Origin of the sequence: Sphingobium agrisoli (assembly GCF_041877245.1) — a bacterium.
Lineage (GTDB): Bacteria > Pseudomonadota > Alphaproteobacteria > Sphingomonadales > Sphingomonadaceae > Sphingobium.
The window spans coordinates 153,596-171,829 of the sequence record NZ_JBHDJI010000004.1 but is presented as its reverse complement, the minus strand read 5'-3'; the positions used below and the strand labels follow the sequence as shown (position 1 = coordinate 171,829).

At 66.1% G+C, this 18,234-nt stretch carries 16 protein-coding genes; 8 read left to right on the top strand and 8 right to left on the bottom strand.

Translation table 11 applies throughout. The features are described from left to right. Nucleotides 1–3 precede the first annotated feature (3 nt). From ftsA to ACETPF_RS09060, 4 genes are all read left to right on the top strand, one after another. Entirely contained in the window at nucleotides 4–1,287 is a 1,284-nt protein-coding gene (gene ftsA, locus ACETPF_RS09075) for a cell division protein FtsA (protein ID WP_373934128.1), read from the top strand. A gap of 106 nt (nucleotides 1,288–1,393) precedes the next feature. Continuing rightward, nucleotides 1,394–2,803, top strand: coding sequence for a cell division protein FtsZ (gene ftsZ / locus ACETPF_RS09070; RefSeq protein WP_373934127.1), 1,410 nt, complete (start codon nucleotides 1,394–1,396; stop codon nucleotides 2,801–2,803). A gap of 110 nt (nucleotides 2,804–2,913) precedes the next feature. Next, nucleotides 2,914–4,779 (top strand): tetratricopeptide repeat protein, encoded by a 1,866-nt coding sequence (locus tag ACETPF_RS09065; RefSeq protein ID WP_373934298.1) that lies wholly within the window; start codon nucleotides 2,914–2,916, stop codon nucleotides 4,777–4,779. A gap of 10 nt (nucleotides 4,780–4,789) precedes the next feature. Continuing rightward, complete coding sequence (locus ACETPF_RS09060) at nucleotides 4,790–5,941, top strand: deoxyguanosinetriphosphate triphosphohydrolase (RefSeq protein WP_373934126.1); 1,152 nt, start codon at nucleotides 4,790–4,792, stop codon at nucleotides 5,939–5,941. Between the two features lie 46 nt (nucleotides 5,942–5,987). On the opposite strand, the gene ACETPF_RS09055 is transcribed toward ACETPF_RS09060, so the two are convergent. From ACETPF_RS09055 to ACETPF_RS09030, 6 genes are all read right to left on the bottom strand, one after another. After that, complete coding sequence (locus ACETPF_RS09055) at nucleotides 5,988–6,257, bottom strand: CBU_0592 family membrane protein (RefSeq protein ID WP_373934125.1); 270 nt, start codon at nucleotides 6,255–6,257, stop codon at nucleotides 5,988–5,990. A gap of 59 nt (nucleotides 6,258–6,316) precedes the next feature. Next, nucleotides 6,317–8,986 (bottom strand): aconitate hydratase AcnA, encoded by a 2,670-nt coding sequence (gene acnA / locus ACETPF_RS09050; protein ID WP_373934124.1) that lies wholly within the window; start codon nucleotides 8,984–8,986, stop codon nucleotides 6,317–6,319. A gap of 450 nt (nucleotides 8,987–9,436) precedes the next feature. Further along, nucleotides 9,437–11,224, bottom strand: a complete 1,788-nt coding sequence (locus ACETPF_RS09045) for a DUF885 domain-containing protein (protein ID WP_373934123.1) — start codon at nucleotides 11,222–11,224, stop codon at nucleotides 9,437–9,439. A gap of 42 nt (nucleotides 11,225–11,266) precedes the next feature. Further along, nucleotides 11,267–11,467: a DUF5818 domain-containing protein gene (locus ACETPF_RS09040; protein ID WP_373934122.1), complete on the bottom strand. Its 201-nt coding sequence runs from the start codon at nucleotides 11,465–11,467 to the stop codon at nucleotides 11,267–11,269. Between the two features lie 5 nt (nucleotides 11,468–11,472). Continuing rightward, on the bottom strand, nucleotides 11,473–11,658 hold the full coding sequence (locus ACETPF_RS09035) for a DUF1328 domain-containing protein (protein WP_373934121.1): 186 nt from the start codon (nucleotides 11,656–11,658) through the stop codon (nucleotides 11,473–11,475). A gap of 60 nt (nucleotides 11,659–11,718) precedes the next feature. Continuing rightward, nucleotides 11,719–12,732 (bottom strand): 2-hydroxyacid dehydrogenase, encoded by a 1,014-nt coding sequence (locus tag ACETPF_RS09030; RefSeq protein WP_373934120.1) that lies wholly within the window; start codon nucleotides 12,730–12,732, stop codon nucleotides 11,719–11,721. 139 nt (nucleotides 12,733–12,871) lie between these two features. Here ACETPF_RS09030 and ACETPF_RS09025 point away from each other — a divergent pair, with 139 nt between their 5' ends. Both ACETPF_RS09025 and ACETPF_RS09020 read left to right on the top strand, forming a co-directional pair. Next, entirely contained in the window at nucleotides 12,872–13,330 is a 459-nt protein-coding gene (locus ACETPF_RS09025; RefSeq protein WP_373934296.1) for an SH3 domain-containing protein, read from the top strand. Nucleotides 13,331–13,367: 37 nt separating this feature from the next. Further along, complete coding sequence (locus ACETPF_RS09020) at nucleotides 13,368–14,258, top strand: DMT family transporter (RefSeq protein ID WP_373934119.1); 891 nt, start codon at nucleotides 13,368–13,370, stop codon at nucleotides 14,256–14,258. A gap of 2 nt (nucleotides 14,259–14,260) precedes the next feature. On the opposite strand, the gene ACETPF_RS09015 is transcribed toward ACETPF_RS09020, so the two are convergent. Continuing rightward, entirely contained in the window at nucleotides 14,261–14,539 is a 279-nt protein-coding gene (locus ACETPF_RS09015) for a chorismate mutase (protein ID WP_373934118.1), read from the bottom strand. A gap of 105 nt (nucleotides 14,540–14,644) precedes the next feature. On the opposite strand from ACETPF_RS09015, the gene ACETPF_RS09010 reads away from it, so the two are divergent. Then, nucleotides 14,645–15,673: a polyprenyl synthetase family protein gene (locus ACETPF_RS09010; protein WP_373934117.1), complete on the top strand. Its 1,029-nt coding sequence runs from the start codon at nucleotides 14,645–14,647 to the stop codon at nucleotides 15,671–15,673. A 143-nt stretch (nucleotides 15,674–15,816) separates the two neighbouring features. After that, nucleotides 15,817–16,596 (top strand): TSUP family transporter, encoded by a 780-nt coding sequence (locus ACETPF_RS09005; protein WP_373934116.1) that lies wholly within the window; start codon nucleotides 15,817–15,819, stop codon nucleotides 16,594–16,596. On the opposite strand, the gene ACETPF_RS09000 is transcribed toward ACETPF_RS09005, so the two are convergent. Further along, complete coding sequence (locus ACETPF_RS09000) at nucleotides 16,597–18,207, bottom strand: ATP-binding protein (RefSeq protein WP_373934115.1); 1,611 nt, start codon at nucleotides 18,205–18,207, stop codon at nucleotides 16,597–16,599. Between the last annotated feature and the right edge of the window lie 27 nt (nucleotides 18,208–18,234).

Genomic DNA, 18,234 nt, shown 5'->3' with positions numbered 1-18,234 from the left:
CCCATGGCGCAGCCCAAGGTCGAAAAGCTCATCACGGCGGTCGACATTGGCTCCTGGAAAGTGTCGGCGCTGATCGCTGGCCGCACCGACACCGGCGAACTCGCGATCCTGGGCACCGGGCAGCGCGAGAGCCGGGGCGTGCGGCGCGGCTTCATCGCCGACATGGAGCGGACCGAACTCGCCGTGCGCGAGACGGTGGAGCAGGCGGAGCGGGTCGCGGGCACCAATATCGAAGATGTGTGGGTCAGCTTCTCGGGCGGCTCCCTCGTCAGCGATGTCGTCACGGTCGAACGCGACATGGGCGGATACCGCATCGAGCAGGCCGATATCGACGACCTCCTCACCACCGGCCAGCAGGGCATCGATCCCGACGGCCGCATCGTGCTCCATGCCCAGCCCACCTGCTTCACCATCAACGGTAAGGTGCCGGTCAAGAAGCCCTTGGGCATGCACGCCGATCTGCTGGGCGTCGATATTCATGTCGTGCTGGCCGACGGCGCGCCGCTTGCCAATCTGGACCTGTGCGTGCGGGGGGCATATCTCAACGTCAATTCGATCGTCGCATCGCCGATCGCCACTGGGCTTGCCTGCCTGTCGGAAGAGGAGCGCGACCTTGGCGTCGCATTGGTGGAGATGGGGGCGGGCGTCACCAACGTGTCGCTCTATGCCGGCGGGATGCTTGTCGGGCTGCACTCGATCCCCATGGGTGCGTCGGACATCACCGACGACATCGCGTCCGCTTTCGGCATCCGCCGCAGCCAGGCGGAGCGGATCAAATGCTTCTACGGCTCAGCGATGCAGAACCCGCGCGATTTCCGCGAAATGATCGAGATCGCGCCGCCCCATGGTGACGTCGCCGCGAGCGGGCAGGCGGCCGGCCCCAATGCGGAAGGTGGCAAGATCACCCGCGCCGCGCTGGTCGGCGTCATCTGCGAGCGGTTGAACCAGATCATGACCGAGGTGAATGCGGCGCTTGCCGGCATGGGCTTCCATTCGACCGGGCGGCAGGTGGTGCTGACCGGCGGCGGCGCGGAAATGAAGGGCGTGGCCGACTATGCCCAGGGCGCGCTAGGCCGCGCGGTGCGGATCGGCCGGCCGCGCGGACTTTCGGCGATGCCGGAGGCGCATAGCGGCCCGGCTTTCGCGACCTTGGCGGGACTCGCGCTTTACGGCGCTTCCAACCCGGTTGATCTCCGCACCATGGCGCCCGCGCCGCAGACCGTCCATCGTTTGAGCACGCCGGTGTGGTGGCAAAGGATGATCCGCGCGATCAAGACGAACTATTGAATGAAATTGGACTAGAACGAAATTAGCTGGTGAAATCCGCCGGTTTCTGGTGTTAACAATATGTGACGATATGCTTCCTGACGAGGAAGCCGAGGGAGCAGACATTATGAGCATTGAGATCAGCCCGCCCCATGTCGACGAACTGAAGCCGCGGATCGCGGTCATCGGCGTCGGCGGCGCGGGCGGCAATGCCATCGCAAACATGATCGCCGCATCGGTTGAGGGCGTGGATTTCATCGTCGCCAATACCGACGCGCAGGCATTGAACAGCTCGCCGGCCGAGCGGCGCATCCAGCTCGGGCCGCAGATCACCGAAGGTCTGGGCGCAGGGTCACGGCCGGAGATCGGCAAGGCTGCGGCGGAAGAGACGATCGCCTCGGTCGAGCAGGCGCTTGATGGCGCGCATATGTGCTTCATCACCGCCGGCATGGGTGGCGGCACCGGCACCGGCGCGGCCCCCGTCATTGCCAAGGCGGCGCGCGATCGCGGCATCCTGACCGTCGGCGTCGTGACCAAGCCCTTCACCTTCGAGGGCAATCGCCGCATGAAATCGGCGGAGGCGGGGATCGACGAGCTGCAAAAGCATGTCGACACGCTCATCGTCATTCCGAACCAGAATCTGTTCCTGATCGCCAACCCCAACACCACCTTCAAGGAAGCCTTCCAGATGGCGGACGAGGTGTTGCAGCAGGGCGTACGCTCGATCACCGACCTCATGATCATGCCGGGCCTCATCAACCTCGACTTCGCCGACGTGCGATCGGTGATGGGCGAGATGGGCAAGGCGATGATGGGGACGGGCGAAGCGGAAGGCGACGGCCGCGCTTTGCAGGCCGCCGAAAAGGCGATCGCCAATCCGCTGCTCGACGGAGTGTCGATGCGCGGCGCGAAGGGCGTCATCGTCTCCATCGTGGGAGGCGAGGACATGCGCCTGATGGAAGTGGACGAGGCCGCCAATCATATTCGCGAGCTGGTCGATCCCGATGCGAACATCATCTGGGGCAGCGCGTTCAACGACAATCTCAACGGGAAAATCCGCGTCTCGGTGGTTGCCACGGGCATCGACAATGATGTGGGCGCGCAGGCCGCGCCACTGACGCAACCGTTCAGCTTCGCCAGCCGTCCCGCCGTCGCCGTGCCTCAGGCCGCCGCACCCAAGGCCGCGCCGACGCCGCAGCCAGCGCCCGTCGCCGCGCCTGCGCCCCAGCCCGAACCGGAGACGCTGGAACTGGATGTCCCCGAAGCACCCGCTCCGGCCGAGGCGCTCGCGCCTTTCGCCGCGCCCAAGCCTGCGGCGGTGTTCTCTGACGAGGGGCCGGAGGGCGATGAATTGATACTGGGTGCCGATAATGCGGAGTCCGCGCCCGCGGCACCCCAGCCCGCGCCTCGCGTCGCCACCGGCGGCACCCTGTTCGAGCGTATGGCGGGGCTGACCCGTGGCAGCGAGAAGGGCGTGGACGAGGCGGTGCCGGGGGTCGACATCCCCCGCTTCCTGAACCGGCAGAGCAACCAATAAGCCGATCGGCCTAGAAGCAAGCGCGCCGTCCGCCGCCTGAGGCGGTCCGGCGCGCTTTTTGCCGGAGTCAATTTCCCATTCAGCCCGGCATCGGCTAAGGCCCGGACGTGATGCGTACCGCCCCCTGGATAATCGCCGGCCTGTTCCTTTCCGGTGCCGCTCAAGCCCAGTCCGACCAGGCCGATCTGGTCCGGCCGGCCGCTGCCGCAGACCTCAACAGCAACCTCGCCCGGCTGGCTGCCAACCCGCGTGATGCCAGCGCGCTGATCGGAGCCGGGGAAGCGGCGCTGGCGCTCGATGATGCGCGCGCCGCAGCCGGTTTCTTCGCGCGGGCGGACGCGATCGAAAGCGGAAATGGCAGGATCAAGGCGGGCCTGGCGCGGGTCATGCTGAAGCTCCAGAACCCGGCCGAGGCGCTACGCCTGTTCGACCAGGGGGTTCGGCTCGGCTATCCCGATACGACTATCTTGGCCGATCGCGGCCTAGCCAAGGACATGACCGGCGATCAGGCCGGGGCGCAGCGCGATTATCAGGTCGCGCTCGCCCGGTCGTCTGGGGACGATGAACTGGTCCGCCGTTATGCCGCCTCGCTCGGCATTTCAGGGCAGGTGGACGCATCGGAAAAGGTGCTGGAGCCTCTGCTCTACAAAAGCGACCGCGCCGCATGGCGCTATCGCGCGTTCATCCTGGCGATGAACAACCGGCAGGCCGAGGCGCGCAAGGTCGCCGACCAGACAATGCCGGCGCAGCTTGCCGCCGCTATCACGCCCTATATGCAGAAAATGCCCTATCTGACAGCGGCGCAGAAGGCGGCGGCGGTGCATTTCGGTCATTTCCCGCAGCAGATCGGCACGACTATCGCCGCTATCATCCCGACGCCGCCCGCGCCGGGCATCGCCGTTGCGGCCAAGCCGCCGGTCACGGTCGCCGCCGCCCAGCCCGCCCAAGCGAAACCGCTGAGCCGCGCCGAGCAGCGCCGCCAGCGCCGAGAAGCCGCACGCCTCGCTCGGACGCAGCAGCAGCAGCCGGTCCGCACCGCCGCGGCGGCGCCCACGCCGGTGCCGGCTCCCGCGCCCGCCCCGCCACGGCAGGTCGCGCTGGCCCAGCCTGTTGCCCAGCCGGCGCCTGTCCAGACGCAGTCGACACCGCCTCCGCCTACGCCCGCGCCGCAAACCATCCAGTCCGTCCCCGGCGCGGCCGCCGCATCGGCGGCTGCGCCCGTCCGCCAGGCTCAGGCGTCGCCTGCGCAGGTGCAGGGCCCGCCCGCGCCGGGTTTCGACACGATCGACGCGCCACCCACCGCCCCGGCATCCACCACGCCGTCCGCCGGGTCACAGCTCAACGCCATCACTCTTGCGCAATCCTCCACGCCGGCCGCTCCGGCAACGCAAACCGTGCAGCCGCTCCCCGCTGCGCCGCCACCACCCCCGCCTGCCCCAACGCCGCAGCCCAACCCGGAGGCGACCCGCACGCTCGCGGACATCATCCGGGCAATCGACGTGCCCGAAGCCGAACGCGAGACCAGCATCGCGGCAGTCAATCTGGACGAGGTCGCCGCGCTCCAGGCCCAGCGCCGCGCCGAACGGCAGGCCGCTGCAAAGGCCGCGGCAGACAAGGCCAAGAAGGACGCCGCTGCCAAGGCCAAGGCGGAAGCCGAGGCCAAGGCCAAGAAAGAGGCCGAGGAAAAGAAGCGCCTTGCAGCCAACCCATCGCGCAATTGGCTGCAAGTCGGGGTCGGCCAGAGCAGGTCCGCGCTCGGCTTCACGATGAAGGGGCTGCGAAAGAAATATGCGAGCCTTGCCGCCCAGGATGCCTGGAGCGCAAGCTGGGGTCGGACCAACCGGCTGCTTGTCGGCCCGTTCGCATCCTTTGCCCGCGCCAGGGAGGTGGAGAGCAAGCTCAAGGCCGATGGTGCCGACGTATTCGCGTGGAAAAGCGAAGCGGGAGAGGTGGTCGAAAGGCTCGGCGGCGAGTAAGGGCGGCGGCATGACCAGCCTTGCGCCCTATGCCTGCCATCCCGACGCCAGCCTCGGCCGGCTGCACCCTGAACCGGGCGGCGAGGTGCGGGGGCCGCGCGATATGTTTCAGCGTGACCGCGACCGCATCATCCATTCGATCGCCTTCCGCCGGTTGCGGCACAAGACTCAGGTGTTCGTGTCGCCCGATGGCGATCATTATCGCGTCCGCCTGACCCATAGCCTTGAAGTCGCGCAAATCGGCCGCACCACCGCGCGCACGCTGGGCCTCAACGAGGATCTGACCGAGGCGCTGTGCCTGGCGCATGACATTGGCCACCCGCCATTTGGCCATGCCGGGGAGGATGCGCTGGAGGTGGCGTTGGAGGACCATGGCGGGTTCGACCATAATGCCCATACGCTGCGGACGCTGATGCTGCTTGAAAGCCCCTATCCGCGCTTTGCGGGGCTGAACCTCAGCTGGGAGATGCTGGAGGGGCTGGCGAAACATAATGGTCCGGTTATCCGTCCGGGCTGGGCGATGCGCCAGCTGGACGAATTGTTCCCGCTCGACCTTGCCAGCCATGCCTCGCTTGAGGCGCAACTCGCCGCTATTTCCGACGACATTGCCTATGACAATCACGACATCGACGATGGGTTGCGCGCCGGGCTGTTGACTCTGGACCAACTGTTGGAAGTGCCGTTCGTGGCCCGCTGCTGGGATCGGGTGCGGACGCGCTATCCCGATGTGGCGCAGGAGCGGCTGCTGCGCGAGCTGGTGCGCGAGCAAATCGGCGTGATGGCGAACGACCTCATTGCCGCGACCCGCCGCAACATCGCCGAGGCGGGGGTGGAGACGGTGGCCGACGTCCGCGCGCTCGGGCGGACGCTGGTCGGCTTCTCGCCCGACCTCGCCGAGCAGGAGCGGGTGCTCAAGCGCTTCATGTATGCGACGCTCTACCATCATCCCGAACAGATTGCGGCGGCGGACAAGGCGCGGGTGATCGTCGCCGACCTGTTCCGCGCCTATCATGCCGACCCCGCATTGATGCCCGGCGAATGGCATGACGGATGCGCGCTGGAGGAACCCGCCCGCAGCCGCCACATCGCCGACTTCATCGCCGGCATGACCGACCGCTATGCCGAAAAGCGCCACGCCGAGATTTACGGGCTGGCAGGGTAGGGCAGGGCTGCGGTCCGCAGCTAAAGATCACGCCGGGAAAGCGCCTCTATGACGTTGTCGCGCGCGGCGTCCTCCAGCCACGCCACAAGGCCACGAAGCCGATCGCGCTCCAGATGATGTTGAGCGCCATCGACGGGATAGCGCCGTGCCACCAGGTGTTGAGCACGAAGAAGCCCGCGCCGATCGCGTTCATGAGCTGAAAGGCGGCCGAGGTGCCCGGTAATCGGCCGCTCGACACGCCAAGATAGGCTCCCAGCACCAGCAGCGCGCCGGCCCAACCGACGATCTCGACGAACAGCGCCATAGGCCCCCGCATGAAAAAGGGCTCCTCCTGATCGGAGAAGCCCTTCTTTCTTAGGGTCGCTTAGGCCGAGATCAAGCCGCCAGCTTACGCAGCACATATTGGAGGATGCCGCCGTTCAGGAAATAATCCAGTTCGTTGACGGTATCGATGCGACAGAGCGCGGTAAAGCTGAAGGTCGAGCCGTCCGCGCGGGTCACGTTCACCGTCACGTCCTGACGCGGCTTCAAGTCAGCGACGCCCTCAATGGTGAAGCTGTCGTCGCCCTTCAGGCCCAGCGTCTCGCGGGTTTCGCCATTCTTGAACTGGAGCGGCAGCACGCCCATGCCGACGAGATTCGAGCGGTGGATGCGCTCGAAGCTCTCGACGATCACCGAGCGAACGCCCAGCAGATTGGTGCCCTTCGCCGCCCAGTCGCGCGAGGAGCCGGTGCCATATTCCTTGCCGCCGATCACGACCAGCGGGGTGCCGTCCGCCTTGTGCGCCATCGCCGCGTCGTAGATCGGCATGATGTCGCCCTTGTAGAGGGTCAGGCCGCCTTCGACGCCGTCCAGCATCTGGTTCTTGATGCGGATGTTGGCGAAGGTGCCGCGCATCATGACTTCATGATGGCCGCGGCGCGCGCCGTAGCTGTTGAAGTCGGCCTTGCTGACCTGATGCTCCTGAAGCCACTTGCCCGCCGGGCTGTCGACCTTGATCGATCCGGCCGGCGAGATGTGGTCGGTGGTGATCGAGTCGCCGAAGATCGCGAGCGGCTTGGCGCCGATGATGTCGGTGACGGGCGCCGGGGTCATGCTCAGCCCTTCGAAATAGGGCGGATTGGCGACGTAAGTGGAGCCGGCGCGCCAGGTATAGGTGTCCGATCCCGTCACCTCGATCGCCTGCCAATGGGCGTCGCCCTTGTAGACATTGGCGTAGCGCGCCTGGAACATGCCGCGATCCATGCAGCCCGCCATGGTGGTCGCGACCTCGTCATTGGTCGGCCAGATGTCCTTGAGATAGACGTCCTGCCCATCCTTGCTCTGGCCGATCGGGGTGGTGATGAAATCCTCGATCACCGTACCCTTGAGCGCATAGGCGACGACCAGCGGCGGCGAGGCAAGGAAGTTGGCGCGCACGTCGGGCGACACGCGGCCTTCGAAGTTGCGGTTGCCCGAGATCACGGCGGCGGCGACAAGGCCGTTGTCATTGATCGCCTTGCTGATCGGTTCGGCGAGCGGGCCGGAGTTGCCGATGCAGGTGGTGCAGCCATAGCCGACGAGGTTGAAGCCGATGGCGTCGAGGTGCGACTGAAGCCCCGCCTTTTCCAGATAGTCGGTGACGACCTGGCTGCCGGGCGCAAGGCTGGTCTTGACCCAGGGCTTGGGCTTCAGGCCCAGCTCGTTCGCCTTCTTGGCGACGAGGCCGGCGGCGACGAGCACGCCGGGGTTCGACGTGTTGGTGCAGCTGGTGATCGCGGCGATGGTGACGTCGCCGTCGCCGATGTCGAAATCCTTGCCCTCTACCGGAACGCGCTGCTGCGCCTTCTTGTAGGTCTTTTCCATGTCGGCGTTGAACACGTCGTCGACTTCGGGAAGCGAGACGCGATCCTGCGGCCGCTTGGGGCCGGCGAGGCTTGGCACGACGGTCGAGAGGTCGAGCTCCAGCGTGTCGGTGAAGATCGGCTCGACCGCCGGGTCGATCCAGAAGCCCTGTTCCTTGGCATAGGCTTCGACGAGCGCGATATTCTCCTCGGTGCGGCCGGTGAGGCGCATATAATCCAGCGTCTTGTCGTCGATGCCGAAGAAGCCGCAGGTCGCGCCATATTCGGGCGCCATGTTGGCGAGCGTGGCGCGGTCGGCGAGGCTGAGCGAGGCAAGACCGGGGCCGAAATATTCCACGAAGCGGCCAACGACGCCGCGCGCGCGCAGCATCTGGGTGCAGGTGAGGACGAGGTCGGTCGCGGTAACGCCTTCCTTGAGCGCGCCGGTGAAGCGGAAGCCGACGACTTCGGGGATGAGCATCGAGACCGGCTGGCCGAGCATCGCGGCCTCCGCCTCGATCCCGCCGACGCCCCAGCCCAGCACGCCCAGGCCGTTGACCATTGTGGTGTGGCTGTCGGTGCCGACGCAGGTGTCGGGATAGGCGACGGTCACGCCGTCGGGGCCTTCGCTCGACCAGACGGCCTGGGCGATATTTTCCAGGTTCACCTGATGGCAGATGCCGGTGCCAGGGGGCACGGCGTAGAAGTTGGCGAGGCTCTTGCTGCCCCATTTCAGGAAGTCGTAGCGCTCCATATTGCGCTGATATTCGATCTCCACATTCTGCTCGAAGGCCTTGGGATGGCCGAATTCATCGACCATGACCGAGTGGTCGATGACCAGGTGGACAGGCACCTGCGGGTTGATCTTGCCCGCGTCGGCGCCCAGCGCGTTCATCGCGTCGCGCATGGCGGCGAGGTCGACCACGCAGGGGACGCCAGTGAAGTCCTGAAGCAGGACGCGGGCGGGGCGATACTGAATTTCGCGCTCCGACTTGCCCTTGTCATTCTGCCAGTCGACGATCGCCTGGATGTCGTCGGTGGTGACGGTGACGCCATCCTCGAACCGGAGCAGGTTTTCGAGCAGCACCTTCATCGAGAAAGGCAGGCGGGACACGTCGCCGAGCTTCGCCGCGGCCTTGTTCAGCGAATAATAGGCGATGTCCTTGCCGCCGACATTCAGCGTGTCGCGCGTGCCCAAAGTGTCCTGTCCGATGGCGGTCATAAGATGTGCGTCTCCTCGCATGGCCCGGCCAGCAGATGACGCATTTCCACCAGAAGCTCACCCACTGAATCAAGGGTGGGCAAGGTGGCGGGCGAGCGCCCCAACCGCTGGTCGAAGCAGGTATGTCCCGATGCTGCGGTGCCATACAGAATGGAGGCCCCGAGTCAAATGGGCAAAGTGGTCGCTTTGCCGTCGATCCCCGCCATTTTTAGACGGTAGCGCTACCAATCGGGAAACAAATGCGGGTGTCGTCGTTGAGCCGCACTACGAGGGGAATTGTGCCATGCCGCGATCTGTTTCGGCTCTCGCCGCCGATACCCAGCCTTTGCCGCTCGCCTATCGGCCGGGTCGGGGAATGCCTTGTCCGGCCTGCGGGGAGCGGCAGTGGCTTATTGGGCGGATGATGGCTGAATGCGCCTGCTGCGAAACCGCTTTGCCGCTCGACCTTGGCTATCGTGGCTGGCTTACGCTCCGCCCGGCGCCCCCCGCCTGACCAGCCTTCTCGGCCACAATCCAGCCAGTGATCTGGCGTTCCAGCACCGTCAGCGGCACCGCACCCTGTGCCAGCACCGCATCATGGAAACGGCGCAGGTCGAATCTCGCTCCGAGGTCGGCCTCCGCCCTCGCGCGCAATTCCCGGATCTTGATTTCGCCCAGCTTGTACCCCAGAGCCTGCCCCGGCCAGCTGATATAGCGGTTGACCTCCGCGTCGATATTGGCGTCGCTGAGTGCGCTGTTCTCCCGCATGAAGGCGACCGCTCGCGCCTTGTCCCAACCCTTGGCATGGATGCCGGTGTCCACCACCAGGCGGCAGGCACGCCACATTTCGTAGGAAAGGCGGCCCATCATCTTTGCGGGCGTGTCGTAAAGGCCCATCTCCTCGCCCAGATACTCCGTGTAGAGCGCCCAGCCTTCCACATACGCGGTGAAGCCGGCGAGATATTTGCGGAAGGGCGGCAGGGGCAACTCCTGCTGGAGTGCGATCTGATTATGGTGGCCGGGCACCGCTTCATGCGCGGTCAAGGCAGGGAGTTCCCAAAAAGGTCGCTGGTCGAGCTTCGACGTGTTGACCCAATAGGTGCCGGATATGCCGCTCTCCGGCGCGCCGGGGCCATAATAAGCGGTGGTCGTTCCTTCCGCTTCCGCCGCAGGGATCGCTTTGAGCCCATAGGGCAGGCGCGGCAGCGTGCCGAAATAGCGGGGTAGCAGCCCGTCGATCGCCTTGGCCTGCCGCGCGGCGACGCGCAGCAAGTCCTCGGGCGTCTTGGCATAGTAGGACGGGTCGGTCCGCAGATGCTGGATATAGGCGATGCGGCTGGGATAGCCCGCCTTCGCCGCGATCTCGTCCATGCGTTTCCCGATGCGGGCGACTTCGTCGAGGCCGATCTGGTGAATCTGGTCGGGCGTCAGGTCGGTCGTGGTGTGCGCCTTCACCCGCGCTGCATACCAGGCCGCGCCGCCGGGGAGCGCCGAGGCGCTGTCGCTTTTGCGGCAGTGCGGCAGATAATCCGAAAGGAACAGGTCATGCCATGTGCGATATTCGGGTGTCAGCACGTCGCGGATGGTGTTGACGGCTCGTGCCTGCATGGCCGTCCAGTCGGCGTCGCTTATGTCGCGTGGCTTTGCGCGGGTGAACGGCTCGTAGAAGCGCGTATCCTCAGGCTTTCCCGCGACGATGCCGATAATGCTCGGCGCGTAATTTTGCAGCACTGAACAGGGCTGGGTGTAGCCGCCCCTGATCGCCTGCCGTGTGATCGCCAGCGCATCCCCATTCATCTTGGGATAGAGGGCAAGCCGCTTCAGGTAGCTCTCATAGTCGGCGCGGTTGTAGAAGGGCAGCCCGTCGGCCATCGCCGAAAAACCCTGATGCCATCCATAATAGCTGGTGAAGAGCATCAACCGTTCGGCCTGATGCCGGTCGCCGTCGATATCGTCGCGCAGCATCCAGAGCAGCACGTCGCGGTTGACGCGATCGGCGGGATCGAGTCCGTCCGCCGGCAGCGCGTCGAGCCGCCCGACGAACGCCTTTTCCGCCTCTATCTGCGCGTCGCGGGCGGCCAGCGACATGTCGCCGATCCTGTCGTCATATCTGCGCACCCCCCGTGCGGTCGCTTCGACCGGGTGGGTGGACAGATACCAGTCCCAATGATCGTCGATGATCCGACCGAGTTGTTCATGGGGCGTCTGCGCCACGGCGGGCGAGGCGACGAAAAGCATTAGAGACAGAATCTTGCGCATAAGCGCAATGGTTCGCCTGTTACGCCGGCTTTGGCAAGAGGGTCAGGCGGGCGCTATCCCGTCGGCCTCGACAATGCCGTCGCCGGCGTAGAAACCGCGTACCCGCACCCGCTTTTCGATATGGTCGACCGGTACGCGCAGCAGGACAAGACGGTAGCTGCCGCCCAGATCGCGCTGGAGCAGGAAGCCCGCCGCGTCGCGCAGCAGCCTCCCCGTCTCGTCCACGCCCGCGCCGATCTCCATGGCGGTCAGTCTATCGCGTCCTTGACGCCCTTGCCAGCCAGGATACCAAGGACAAGGAACAGGACGAACACCGCGAGCGCGATGAAGAACAATATCTTCGCGATGCCGACGAAGGTGCCGGCCGCGCCGCCGAAGCCGAGCAGCGCCAGCACAGCGGCGATGACGAGGGAAATGATAGCGAGCTTGATCATGGGACGGGCCTTTTAAACCGAGGACTGTAGACTCCAACCGTCCCCGCCCGCGCTTGTTCCTCAGACCCAGCCTTCGAGCACCTGATTCGGCGGTCGGTGGCCGTCCACCCATGTGCGGATATTGGCGATGACCCGTGCCCCGGTGGCGTCGCGCCCCTCGAAGGTCGCCGATCCCATGTGCGGCAGCAGCACGACGTTGGACAGCGCCATGAGGCGCGGGTCGACCGCCGGCTCATGGGCATAGACGTCCAGCCCCGCGCCGGCGATCCGCCCTTCCTCCAGCGCCGCGATCAGCGCCGGCTCGTCGGTGATTTCCGCCCGCGAGGTGTTGATGAGATAAGCGTCGGGCCGCATCAGCGCGATGCGGCGCGCGTCGATCAGGCTGCGGCTGTCGGCGTTGAGCGGACAGTGGATCGACACGATGTCGCTCGCCGCCAGCAGCGTATCGACATCTTCCTGCCAATCCGCTTCCAGTTCCTGCTCGACCTCGAAGGGCAGGCGATGGCGATTATGATAGGCGACCGACAAGCCGAAGGCACGGGCGCGGCGGGCGACCGCGCGGCCGATGCGCCCCATGCCGATGATCCCCAGCTTCTTGCCGCCGATCCGATGCCCGAGCATCCCCGAGGGGCTCCAGCCGCGCCATTCGCCGCTGCGCACCAGCTTTTCACCCTCCGCCAGGCGGCGCGGCACCGACAGGATCAGCGCCATGGTCATGTCGGCCGTGTCTTCGGTCAGCACGCCAGGCGTGTTGGTAACGATGATCCCCTTATTCCGCGCCGCAACCAGATCGATATGATCGACCCCGCTGCCGAAGCTGGCGATCAGTTGCAGCCGCTCAGGCGCGCCGGCGATCAGCGTGGCGTCGATCGTGTCGCCGATGGTGGGCACCAGAACGTCGCACTGCGCCATGGCGCGCGCCAGCTCCGCGCGGCTCATCGCCACGTCGCCGACATTGAAGCTGGCGTCGAACAGGTCCGCCATGCGCGCCTCCACATTGGGGGGCAGGCGGCGCGTGACGATCACGCGCGGCTTGGCGGGGCGCGGTTGCCTCTTGCGCGGTTCCTGGACCATGGAGAAGGCCGCTATTCCCCACCATCGCGCGGGTCAAGCGGATAAGCCCGGCCGGGCGATATGAAAGATTGTGGCGACGGCGCGGGACGCGCTATGGGGCGCTATGGCTGACAGAGTCCAACGCTTCGGGATCAAGCATATGGCGATGGCCATGATCGCGGCCGCCGGCCTTTCTTCCGGCTCCGCGCCAGCAGCGCCGGCCAAGCCCGTGCCCTATTGGGCGTCGCTCTCGCAGGACGAAGCCCGGATGCGGGTCGGACCGAGCCTCGATTATCCATCGAGTTGGGTCTATCGCCGCCGCGATCTGCCGGTGAAGGTCGTGCAGGTGCTGGGGCTGTGGCGCAAGGTGGAAGATCCCGACGGCGCGCAAGGGTGGATGCATGTCCGTCTGCTGAGCGATACGCCGACTGCTATCGTCCGCGCGTCCGAAGCGCCGATGCACGAAGCGCCCAGCGACGGATCGCGCGCGCTGTTCCGCGCAGAACGCGGGGTCGTGGGGCGCCTCAGCGATTGCTCGAACGGCTGGTGCGCCTTCGACGTCAAAGGGCAACGCGGCTATGTGAAGGCGGCCGACATCTGGGGCGCGACCGCGCCTTAAGCTCGACACTGGCGCGCGGTTGGGCCAAGGGGCGCGCATGTTCGCCGCGCTCGCATCCATCCTGTTCATCCTCATCTGGTCCACCGGCTTCATCGTTGCGCGCGCTATGGTGCCGCATGGCGCCCCCGAACTGATTTTGGCGATCCGGCTGTCACTCGTCGCTATGCTGCTGGCCGCGGCCAGTCTTTATGCCCGTCAGGCATGGCCGCGCGGCCGGAGGCTGGCGCTGCATCTGGCGGCCGGGGCGATGCTGCACGGGCTCTATCTGACGCTCAGTTGGTGGTCGGTGCAGAACGGGATGCCGGCGGGCATCATGTCGCTGATGGGATCGCTCCAGCCGCTCGGCGTTGCGGTGGCGAGCGTGGCACTGCTCGGTGAGCGGCTGCCGCCGCGTGGATGGGCGGGCCTTGGCATCGCCATCATCGGGGTCGCCTGCGTGCTGGAGCCCGCGATCGTGCGCGGCGGCGCGGGGGGCGCGACGCTATGGCCGGTCGTCGCCGGGCTGGTCGCGGTCGCCGCGATGACCGGTGGCACGCTGATCCAGCGCGGTCAGATCAGCGGCGATCCGATCCTTGTGTCGGGCGCGGCGCAGAATATGGGCGGGGCCATGGTGGCGGTCCTCGCGACGCTGATCGTCGGCGATTATCGGTGGGACGGCGCGCCGATGCTGTGGATCGGTCTTGGCTGGTCGGTCCTCGGCCTGTCGGCGGCGGGCCTCAGCCTGCTCGTGTGGTTGGTGCGGCACCAAGGGCCGACGCGCATGTCGATGCTGCTGCTGCTGGTGCCGCCGCTCGCTGCCGTTGAAGCCTGGCTGCTGTTTGGCGAGCGGCTGGGGCCGTTGCAGCTTGTCGGCTTCGCGCTGGCGCTAATCGGGGTACTGCTCGGCCGGTCGCAGGGGCGCCGCGCGGATGTCGCGGAGCCCGCCTGAGGTCAGCCCTCGCGCAGCCGCTCGTGGTGGCGGATCACTTCGTCGATGATGAAGCGCAAGAATTTTTCGGTGAAATCGGGATCGAGATGTGCGTCGGCGGCCAGTTGGCGCAAGCGCGCGACCTGCCGCTCCTCGCGCCCCGGATCGGCCGGGGGCAGCGCATGGCTTGCCTTATATTCGCCCACCGCCTGGGTGATCTTGAACCGTTCGGCCAGCATGAAGACCAGCGCCGCGTCGATGTTGTCGATACTCTCGCGGTAGCGCTGCAATGTGTCGGTCACGGGCCTGCCCCCTCGGTTGAACGCCGGCTTTTTGCGTCATCTGGGCGAAGGCGCAAGCCATTACCGCTTGCCTTCCGCATTTTGCGCCGCCACATGAGCCGGGTCATGACAGCATCCGCCCCCGGAAACGTCCACCCGATCGGCCGCGCCAACGCGCAGCCCTCGCTTGCCCCCATCATGAATCTGGTCGCAGACGGCATGAACCAGGTGAATGCCGTGATCCTGGACCGGATGCAGTCGCGCATTCCGCTGATCCCGGAGCTTGCCGGGCATCTGATCGCAGGCGGTGGCAAGCGGCTGCGGCCGATGCTGACGCTCGCCTGCGCCGACCTTGTGGGCTATGCCGGCAGCCGCCATTACAAGCTCGCCGCCGCGGTCGAATTCATTCACACCGCCACCCTGTTGCACGACGATGTCGTCGATGGCTCGGGAATGCGCCGGGGCCGCAAGACCGCCAACATCATCTGGGGCAACAGCGCCAGCGTGCTGGTGGGCGACTTCCTCTTCTCGCGCTCGTTCGAGCTGATGGTCGAGGCGGAGTCGCTCAAGGTGCTGAAAATCCTGTCGAACGCGTCCGCTGTCATCGCGGAGGGCGAGGTCAATCAGCTGACCGCTCAGCGCAAGATCGACACCAGCGAGGAGCAATATCTCGACATCATCGGCGCCAAGACCGCCGCGCTGTTCGCCGCCGCGTGCCGTATCTCCGCCGTGGTCGCCGACCGCAGCGAGGCGGAGGAGCAGGCGCTCGACGTCTATGGCCGCAACCTTGGCATCGCCTTCCAGCTGATCGACGACGCGATCGACTATGAGTCGGACGAGGCGACGATGGGGAAGGATGCGGGCGACGATTTCCGCGACGGGAAGGTGACGCTGCCCGTCACCCTCGCTTACGCGCGCGGCTCGGAGGAGGATCGCGCCTTCTGGAAGGCGGCGATCGCCGGGCACCGGATCAGCGACGAAGACCTCGCCCACGCCACGCAGCTCCTGCGGCGGACCGGCGCGATCGCCGATACGCTGGCGCGCGCCCGCCACTACGGGCAGCGGGCGATCGACGCGCTCGGCATGTTCGATGCCGGCAAGGCGAAGGCGGCCCTTACCGAAGCGGTGGAGTTCGCTATCGCGCGGGCTTACTGAGGATTTCGGTCGTTCTGCCGTTTATCGTCATCATTCAGCGTCCGTTCGCCCTGAGCCTGTCGAAGGGCTCTTCTCTTTCAAGAAAGCCAGGGGCCTCGACAGGCTCAGCCCGAACGGGATGAGAGATTGAGGCCGGTTCGCCCATGATCCTCTCCCCCGAAACCATCGCCTTCCTGTCCGCTGCCGCAATGATGGCCGCGTGCGTCGACGCGATGGCGGGCGGCGGCGGGCTCATCACCCTGCCGGCGCTGCTGGCGGCGGGCATTCCCCCGGTGCAGGCGGTCGCGACCAACAAGCTGCAAAGCTGTTTCGGCACGTTCGGCGCGTGCGTCGCCTATGCGCGCAAGGGGCATATGGACCTTGCCACCTATAAGTGGCCCGTCGTCGCCGCGTTCGTGGGATCAGTCGGCGGCGCATGGCTGCTCCAGCGGGTCGATCCCTCGATCCTCGCCGGCCTCATGCCCGCGCTGCTGATCGCCATGGCCGCTTATTTCACCTTCTCGCCCAAGCTGGGCGAGGCCGATCGCCATGCGCGGGTCGGGATCGCAGGGTTGTCTGGCCTGATCGGTGTGGTCGGTTTCTATGACGGCTTCTTCGGGCCGGGCGCGGGTGCCTTCTACACCACCATCTTCCTCGCGCTTGGCGGCCTTTCGATCCTGCGGGCGACGGCGCAGACCAAGGCGGCGAACTTTGCCAGCAACATCGCCGGGCTGCTGACGATGCTGGCCGGCGGCCATGTGATTTGGGTCGCAGGCCTTGCCATGGCGGCGGGAAGCATCGTGGGCGGGCAGATCGGGTCGCACCTTGCCATGCGCTTCGGATCGCGGCTCATCAAGCCGCTGCTGATCCTCATGTCGCTGGCGCTGACGGCGAAGATGCTGCTGGACCCGAAGAACCCGATCCACATCTATCTGTTCGGCTGACTATTCCGCCTTCAGCAGGGTCGCCACCCGCCTGCGCAGTTCGTCCACCGCAAATGGCTTGGTCAGCACTTCCATGCCCGGCTCGATATGGCCGTGGTTCAGCACCGCATTTTCGGCATAGCCGGTGACGAACAATATCTTGAGGCCCGGCCGCAGCGCGCGCGCCGCATCCGCCACCTGCCGCCCGTTGAGGCCGCCGGGCAGGCCGACATCGGTGACGAGCAGATCGATCCGCACTTTTGACTCAAGAATTCGCAACCCCGAAGGGCCATCGCCCGCTTCCAGACAATGATAGCCCTGATCGCCCAGTGCATCGCACACCAGCATCCGCACCGAAGGTTCGTCATCGATGATCAGCACCGTCTCTCCCGCGTCGATCGGGATCGGCACGTCGCCGACGATCACTGTCTCCTCTTCCTCCTCGCCACGATGGCGCGGCAGGTAGATGCACACCATCGTGCCCTGGCCGACTTCGGAATAGATGCGGACGTGGCCGTTGCTCTGCCGTGCAAAGCCATAGACCATCGACAGGCCAAGCCCGGTCCCCTCGCCGATCGGCTTGGTGGTGAAGAAGGGATCGAACACCCGGTCCAGGATCGCCTTGTCGATGCCGGTGCCCGTGTCGCTGGTGCAGACGGTCACATATTGGCCGGGCGTCAGCCCATGTTCGCGCGCGGTGCGATCGTCGAGCCAACGGTTCGCCGTCTCGATCGTGATCGTGCCGCCATGGGGCATCGCGTCGCGCGCGTTGATGCAGAGGTTGAGCAACGCGTTTTCGAGCTGGTTGGCATCCACAAGCGCTGGCCAGAGGCCACTCGCCGCGATGGTCTGCACGTCGATCTGGGGGCCGACCGTGCGCCGCACCAGTTCCGAGAGGTCGGCCAACAGCCGGTTGATGACGATCGGCTTTGGCGAGAGTGTCTGGCGGCGCGAAAAGGCGAGCAGCCGGTGCGTGAGCGCTGCCGCCCGCCGGGTCGCTCCCTGGCCTGCCGCCAGATATTTCTCAACGTCGCCCGTACGCCCCTGCGCCAGCCGCACCCCGATCATCTCGAACGCGCCGGAAATGCCGGCCAGCAGATTGTTGAAGTCATGGGCGAGGCCCCCGGTCAGCTGCCCCACCGCCTCCATCTTCTGCGCCTGACGCAGCGTGCTTTCGACTTCCTCCCGCTCGGCCAGCGCCTCGGCGATGCGGGCCTCCAGCGTCTGGTTGATTTGCTGTTGCGCGCGCTCTGCAAGGACGCGGTCGGTGATGTCCTTGAACAGCACGGCGACCTGTCGGCTCTCGAACGGACCCACGCGGAAGCTGTGGACTTCGAGATGATGGCCGGTTGCGACCAACTCGCGCTCGAAACGGATCGGCTTGCCGGTATGGAGTACGCTGCCATAGAGTTCGACCCAGCCATCGGCCTCGTGGGGCACCATTTCGCGCACCTTCTGACCGACGACATTGGGGATGCCGGCGTGTCGCTCATATGCGGCGTTCGCCTCGACATGGATATAATCGCTCAAGGGACCATGCGGGCCATCGAAAAACTCGATGATGCAAAAGCCCTCGTCCATCGATTCGAACAGGGCGCGATAGCGCTCCGCATCCCCCGGCAGGCTTGCCATTGCTTTTGTCGCCCCTTCGTCGCGGCG

Excerpts from the sequence above, each read along its gene's own strand:
- ftsA (WP_373934128.1), top strand. The coding sequence starts at position 4 with ATGGCGCAGCCCAAGGTCGAAAAGCTCATCACGGCGGTCGACATTGGC.
- ftsZ (WP_373934127.1), top strand. The coding sequence starts at position 1,394 with ATGAGCATTGAGATCAGCCCGCCCCATGTCGACGAACTGAAGCCGCGG.
- ACETPF_RS09065 (WP_373934298.1), top strand. The coding sequence starts at position 2,914 with ATGCGTACCGCCCCCTGGATAATCGCCGGCCTGTTCCTTTCCGGTGCC.
- ACETPF_RS09060 (WP_373934126.1), top strand. The coding sequence starts at position 4,790 with ATGACCAGCCTTGCGCCCTATGCCTGCCATCCCGACGCCAGCCTCGGC.
- ACETPF_RS09055 (WP_373934125.1), bottom strand. The coding sequence starts at position 6,257 with ATGCGGGGGCCTATGGCGCTGTTCGTCGAGATCGTCGGTTGGGCCGGC.
- acnA (WP_373934124.1), bottom strand. The coding sequence starts at position 8,986 with ATGACCGCCATCGGACAGGACACTTTGGGCACGCGCGACACGCTGAAT.
- ACETPF_RS09045 (WP_373934123.1), bottom strand. The coding sequence starts at position 11,224 with ATGCGCAAGATTCTGTCTCTAATGCTTTTCGTCGCCTCGCCCGCCGTG.
- ACETPF_RS09040 (WP_373934122.1), bottom strand. The coding sequence starts at position 11,467 with ATGGAGATCGGCGCGGGCGTGGACGAGACGGGGAGGCTGCTGCGCGAC.
- ACETPF_RS09035 (WP_373934121.1), bottom strand. The coding sequence starts at position 11,658 with ATGATCAAGCTCGCTATCATTTCCCTCGTCATCGCCGCTGTGCTGGCG.
- ACETPF_RS09030 (WP_373934120.1), bottom strand. The coding sequence starts at position 12,732 with ATGGTCCAGGAACCGCGCAAGAGGCAACCGCGCCCCGCCAAGCCGCGC.
- ACETPF_RS09025 (WP_373934296.1), top strand. The coding sequence starts at position 12,872 with ATGGCGATGGCCATGATCGCGGCCGCCGGCCTTTCTTCCGGCTCCGCG.
- ACETPF_RS09020 (WP_373934119.1), top strand. The coding sequence starts at position 13,368 with ATGTTCGCCGCGCTCGCATCCATCCTGTTCATCCTCATCTGGTCCACC.
- ACETPF_RS09010 (WP_373934117.1), top strand. The coding sequence starts at position 14,645 with ATGACAGCATCCGCCCCCGGAAACGTCCACCCGATCGGCCGCGCCAAC.
- ACETPF_RS09005 (WP_373934116.1), top strand. The coding sequence starts at position 15,817 with ATGATCCTCTCCCCCGAAACCATCGCCTTCCTGTCCGCTGCCGCAATG.
- ACETPF_RS09000 (WP_373934115.1), bottom strand. The coding sequence starts at position 18,207 with ATGGCAAGCCTGCCGGGGGATGCGGAGCGCTATCGCGCCCTGTTCGAA.